Annotated in this window: 1 protein-coding gene; it reads right to left on the bottom strand. The window is 39.4% G+C overall.

The genetic code is table 11. The features are described from left to right. The coding region (locus ACFIO5_RS09940) for an SDR family oxidoreductase (protein ID WP_375705310.1) at window positions 1–378 on the bottom strand (378 nt) is incomplete at both ends.

Genomic DNA, 378 nt, shown 5'->3' on the forward strand with positions numbered 1-378 from the left:
CGCTGGGCAATTTCAGTAAAGGAATAAGCTGAAATAACCATTGTACGCTTAAAGTTTTCACGTGTTGTCACATCAACATAACGTCCTTTTAGTTGGGTCTTGTCTGAAAAACCAATAGCATGAACAACAAAGTCTATAGTTTTCCATTCTTTTTCAAGACGTTTAAAGACGCGGTCAACATTTTCAATTTTTTCAACGTCACACTCAAGTACTAATTTGCAGCCGATTTTTTCTGCTAATGGTTGAACACGTTTTCCAAAAGCCTCTCCTTGATAGGTAAATGCTAATTCAGCTCCTGCTTTTGCAAGTTGACATGCAATGCCCCAAGCAATTGAATGGTCATTTGCAACCCCCATAATAAGGCCACGTTTGCCCTCC

This window comes from Bartonella sp. AA86SXKL (assembly GCF_042196885.1).